At 62.8% G+C, this 4,984-nt stretch carries 6 protein-coding genes; 2 read left to right on the forward strand and 4 right to left on the reverse strand.

Features of this window, described 5'->3' with window-relative positions:
- Positions 1-110: 110 nt before the first annotated feature.
- Complete coding sequence (locus ACR0R4_RS12995; protein ID WP_193591830.1) at positions 111-1,361, forward strand: IS256 family transposase; 1,251 nt, start codon at positions 111-113, stop codon at positions 1,359-1,361.
- A 96-nt stretch (positions 1,362-1,457) separates the two neighbouring features.
- On the opposite strand, the gene ACR0R4_RS13000 is transcribed toward ACR0R4_RS12995, so the two are convergent.
- From ACR0R4_RS13000 to ACR0R4_RS13015, 4 genes are all read right to left on the reverse strand, one after another.
- A complete protein-coding gene (locus ACR0R4_RS13000) occupies positions 1,458-2,519 on the reverse strand; it encodes a zeta toxin family protein (RefSeq protein WP_433647798.1) in 1,062 nt (353 codons plus the stop codon).
- On the reverse strand, positions 2,516-2,983 hold the full coding sequence (locus ACR0R4_RS13005; RefSeq protein ID WP_234001862.1) for a hypothetical protein: 468 nt from the start codon (positions 2,981-2,983) through the stop codon (positions 2,516-2,518). Before ACR0R4_RS13005 ends, ACR0R4_RS13000 begins: the two co-directional genes overlap by 4 nt.
- Positions 2,984-3,034: 51 nt before the next feature.
- A complete protein-coding gene (locus tag ACR0R4_RS13010; protein ID WP_253035904.1) occupies positions 3,035-3,595 on the reverse strand; it encodes a recombinase family protein in 561 nt (186 codons plus the stop codon).
- 220 nt (positions 3,596-3,815) lie between these two features.
- Positions 3,816-4,130, reverse strand: coding sequence for a hypothetical protein (locus ACR0R4_RS13015; RefSeq protein ID WP_310114865.1), 315 nt, complete (start codon positions 4,128-4,130; stop codon positions 3,816-3,818).
- A gap of 48 nt (positions 4,131-4,178) precedes the next feature.
- Between ACR0R4_RS13015 and ACR0R4_RS13020 the strand changes: the two genes are divergently transcribed.
- Entirely contained in the window at positions 4,179-4,943 is a 765-nt protein-coding gene (locus ACR0R4_RS13020; protein WP_001389365.1) for an IS6-like element IS6100 family transposase, read from the forward strand.
- Positions 4,944-4,984: the final 41 nt, after the last annotated feature.

The following is a 4,984-nucleotide window of genomic DNA, read 5'->3' on the forward strand; positions in this document are numbered from 1 at the left end:
AGTAGTGCCCCGTAGAGTGGTGTAACGATCCCGGCCAGTAAACGTCAGCGTGGCCACCGGGATCTTCCTTCGAGGAAACTCTCACATCCCACTCGAAAGGCGTCACACCGATGACCACTCCCTCTATTGTCGACCCTGCCACCGTCCTCACCAACGCGCTGGGCGACGCATCACCGGATCTGATGCGCACCCTGCTGCAAACCATGATCAACACCCTCCTCTCAGCCGAAGCAGATGCGATCTGCGGCGCCGAGTACGGGAAGCCCTCTGCTGACCGAGTGAATTCCCGCAACGGATACCGCACCCGTGAACTCGATACGCGTGTCGGAACCATAGACGTCGCGATCCCGAAGCTCCGCTCCGGCACGTACTTCCCCGAGTGGCTCCTCGAACGTCGCAAACGCTCAGAAGCGGCGATGATCACCGTCGTCGCTGACGCCTACCTCGCTGGCGTCTCAACGAGGCGGATGGACAAACTCGTGAAGACCCTTGGCATCCATTCCCTGTCGAAGTCGCAGGTCTCCCGAATGGCCGCCGATATGGACGAGCATGTGCGTGAGTTTCGCACGAGGCCGTTAGGTGAGGCCGGCCCGTTCACGTTCGTCGCGTGCGACGCACTCACGATGAAAGTGCGTGAGGGCGGGCGGGTGATCAACACCATGGTGCTCGTCGCGACCGGGGTGAACGCTGACGGGCATCGGGAAGTCCTGGGCATGCAAGTGGCGACCGCGGAGACCACGATGGCGTGGAACGGGTTCTTCGCAGACCTTGTCGCGCGCGGCCTCACCGGGGTGAAACTCATCACCTCTGACGCGCACGCTGGCCTCGTTGAAGCGATGCGCGCGAACTTCCCTGGGACGTCGTGGCAACGGTGTCGCACGCACTACGCTGCGAACCTGATGTCAGTGACCCCGAAGAGCATGTGGCCGGCGGTGAAAGCGATGCTGCATTCCGTGTACGACCAACCCGACCAGAAAAGTGTTGAGGCCCAATTCGACCGGCTCCTGGACTACGTCGAGGACAAACTCCCCGAAGTGCACGACCACCTCGATGCTGCCCGGGCTGACATTCTCGCGTTCACCACGTTCCCGAAAGATGTGTGGCAGCAGATCTGGTCGAATAACCCGAACGAGCGCCTGAACCGTGAGATCCGCCGCAGGACCGATGTGGTGGGGATCTTCCCGAACCGGGCCGCGATCACCCGCCTCGTCGGGGCCGTTCTTGCGGAGCAGTCTGACGAATGGGCCGAGGGTCGTCGTTACCTCGGTCTTGACGTTCTCGCGAGGTGCCGCCTCACGCTCGTGGGTACCGACACTATCGGCCAGCACCATGAGCTCCCCGAGCTCGGGGCCGCAGCATGAGCGCCCCCACTCCTGGGCTGTACTCCGACACCGTGAGTGAGCTCGTCGCGAGCATCTGCAATCACAACGAAAACTAGCCCCCACATCCTTGAAGGATCACGAAACGGTTACACCACTCCACGGGACTTGACCAGAACGCGAACCTGGCCGCTTCACTTGCGCGTCTGCGTTGCGCGGTGCGGATCTATCGGTACTGAAACTTGCCGCGGATAGTCTGCTCACCGACTGCTCTGCTTCGAGCTTTCCGCCGGGCTTCGACCGCACCTGCGCGACCTCACGAGTGGGCTGGGCTTCGCGCCCCTCAACCAACGATGCTCGGTGCTCCTCGGTACTAGTGTAGTGGCGCTCGTAGCGGATCACTCGTGGACATGACTGCGCGAGCTGGGCTGCCGCGTCCTGTGACTTCGAGCGCCCATGCTCGGTGTCGAACAGCGGCCGAGCGTATGCGCTTGGCACCCATCGTCCGCCGAGTGCGTCTGCTTTGCCTGCCTCGGCTTCCTGCATCGCGTGCTGCCAGCGCTGCACGATTCGATCCTGCGATACCTCGAACGGCACCTCGACGTCGACGACCGTTACCTGGTAGCCAGCGTCCGCAAGATACGCCCCAAGCTCCACTGCTTTGTCTGGGTCGCTCAGTACCGTGTCGACGATGATGTTCGTTCCCTGGTCGATCATCTCTGTGCGCAGCGCGCGTGCAAGCATCGACGATTCTTCATGCACGAGTGAGGCAAGTTCAAGTGGATAGAACCGCTCCCCCTGCGCCTCTAAGTCGCGCACCTCTGGCGGTTTGATCCATTCCTCATAGCTGCCATCTGCCATCGCTTCGCGCAGCAACAGCTTCTTGAACTCGTCCGCGTCAATATTCACGTAGTGGTCTCGATCCGCGCCGAGCACGGTATCGGCGACTCGCCCTTTCCCGGCTCCTGGCGGGCCGGCCAGCACAAGTGCTCGACCTTCATCTTTCGCGTTCGGCGACTGGCTCACTACCGCGGCCTTAATGCGCTCGTGCGTCGCCCGTCGTACCGCTCTACGTGACCCGTTGGAGCGATACCAAGCAGGGTTTCTGGTAGTCGCGTGTGGGCCGTCTTTGTCGAGTGGGCCGCCGGCAGTAGAGAGCGCTTGGACAACCTCGATATGCCGCTGCTCCTCTGGGGTCACGCCGCCGTCATCCGTGCATCGATGCGATCGCCAATCTCGTCGTACAGCTCATCGTCGATCAGCCCACGGCTCAGCGCGCGGTCCAGGTCATCGACCGAGCCCGCAACGTCCATCAGCAGATCGTCGAACGCATCATTGGTCTGAGCCCGCGGCACATACTCCCAGCGCGTCAGCTCATCGACAAGCTGCGCGCGGTCGATCAGGCCGGCTGCGTATCGCTCGCAAATCTCGTAGGGATCTGCGCCAGAGAAACCTTCACGAGGCATCGGGATTGTGGCGGCCCTCTGCAATACCTTCTGCACGTTCGGCTGCGAGACCTTCACCAGATCGGCGATCGCCTTCTGACGCAATCCACGCTGTTTCAGCCGCAGCAGACTGCGCCGGTAGTCCAGCTCTCCGATGTTTCGCAAGTGCTGCGCCTTCCGTGCAGCGACCGCCTCGACGGGGATCTCGGTAATCGTCATAGTCTCCACCTCCGCTTCAAGTCTATCGCAAATATAACCATAGTTATACTGCTACTTTGTGAGCGCGCGCATGACGCTCGATGCGCCGACTCCGAGCACACGCCCGATGTGGGCGTAGCTCTGGTTCTCTGCGCGCATCTTCTCGGCCGCGGCGATCCGCTCGGCCGTCATCACGGTTGGGCGGCCGCCGACCCTTCCCTGGCTCCTGGCGTGCTCCAATCCAAGGCGCGTGTTCTCTCTGATCGTGTCGACGCGGAGCTGCGCGAAGACCACGACGATGCCATAGAGCGCCTTCCCCATCGGTGTAGTGGTGTCGATGGCGGGCTCTGTGAGACTTACGATGTTCAGGCCGCGGTCGTTCAGCTCGGACAGCACCTCGATCATCAGGCGCTCACTGCCGGCAAGTCGATCGAGCTTGCGGACCTTGATCGTGTCGCCGGAGCGCGCAGCTACGTCGATGAGCTTGCGCCACTCGGGGCGATCGGCGATGCGGCTCGATTCGCCGTGGTCGACGAACACGCGACTGCAGCCGGCCGCGCGCAGCTCGGCTTCCTGCGCGCCCGGATCTTGCTCTTTGCGCGAGACTCGCGCGTACCCAAATACTTCGGCCATGCCATAAACGGTACGCGCTCAGTATCGGTGCGTTTCAGTTTCGGTTGGGGGTTTCGGTGCGCCGCTGTTCGGCGTGTCATGCAGCGCCGCGACGTCGCCGAGCTGCACACCGAAAACGATCGTTATCGGTCGGCGCTCGTCGGCGGCAGAGCTGCATCGAGCACCTGCCCGATGCGGGTGCGCTCCTCGGTGTCGGCATCCGGGCCGTCCACGTCGTGACTCACTGGGGATCGTCGTACCAGCGCACGACGCCGTTGGCTGCGTGCGCTTCGCGCAGCGCGGCCGAGGCGGCATCGAACGCTGCGGCGGCACGGTGCAGCTCTGCCGCCGTGGTGACGGTGCCAGTTGCGCCGTCGCCGCGCCCGTCCTCGCCGTTGTAGTGCGTCCCGTCGACGACGCGCTCATGCCAGGCCGCGAGCTGGCCGAGCATGGGTACGTCGACGCCGACATACCTCCCGAACTGCGCACCGGCCGTACGCCTCAGTACAGCGTGCAGCGCCGTCGCGTCATCGAGGACGCGGGGGCTCTGTTGCAAAAATCGTGAAGCTTGAGCATGCTTGGCGGAGATTGGACGGACGGAACGATGACGGATTTCAAGTGGCGCCATTTCCAGGGTGATGTGATCCTGTGGGCGGTGCGCTGGTATTGTCGCTATCCGATCAGCTATCGCGACCTTGAGGAAATGCTGGCGGAACGCGGCATTTCGGTCGACCATACGACGATCTATCGCTGGGTCCAGTGCTACGCCCCGGAGATGGAGAAGCGGCTGCGCTGGTTCTGGCGGCGTGGCTTTGATCCGAGCTGGCGCCTGGATGAAACCTACGTCAAGGTGCGGGGCAAGTGGACCTACCTGTACCGGGCAGTCGACAAGCGGGGCGACACGATCGATTTCTACCTGTCGCCGACCCGCAGCGCCAAGGCAGCGAAGCGGTTCCTGGGCAAGGCCCTGCGAGGCCTGAAGCACTGGGAAAAGCCTGCCACGCTCAATACCGACAAAGCGCCGAGCTATGGTGCAGCGATCACCGAATTGAAGCGCGAAGGAAAGCTGGACCGGGAGACGGCCCACCGGCAGGTGAAGTATCTCAATAACGTGATCGAGGCCGATCACGGAAAGCTCAAGATACTGATCAAGCCGGTGCGCGGTTTCAAATCGATCCCCACGGCCTATGCCACGATCAAGGGATTCGAAGTCATGCGAGCCCTGCGCAAAGGACAGGCTCGCCCCTGGTGCCTGCAGCCCGGCATCAGGGGCGAGGTGCGCCTTGTGGAGAGAGCTTTTGGCATTGGGCCCTCGGCGCTGACGGAGGCCATGGGCATGCTCAACCACCATTTCGCAGCAGCCGCCTGATCGGCGCAGAGCGACAGCCTACCTCTGACTGCCGCCAATCT

Origin of the sequence: Leucobacter fengyongliangi (assembly GCF_050971685.1) — a bacterium.
Classification (GTDB): domain Bacteria; phylum Actinomycetota; class Actinomycetes; order Actinomycetales; family Microbacteriaceae; genus Leucobacter.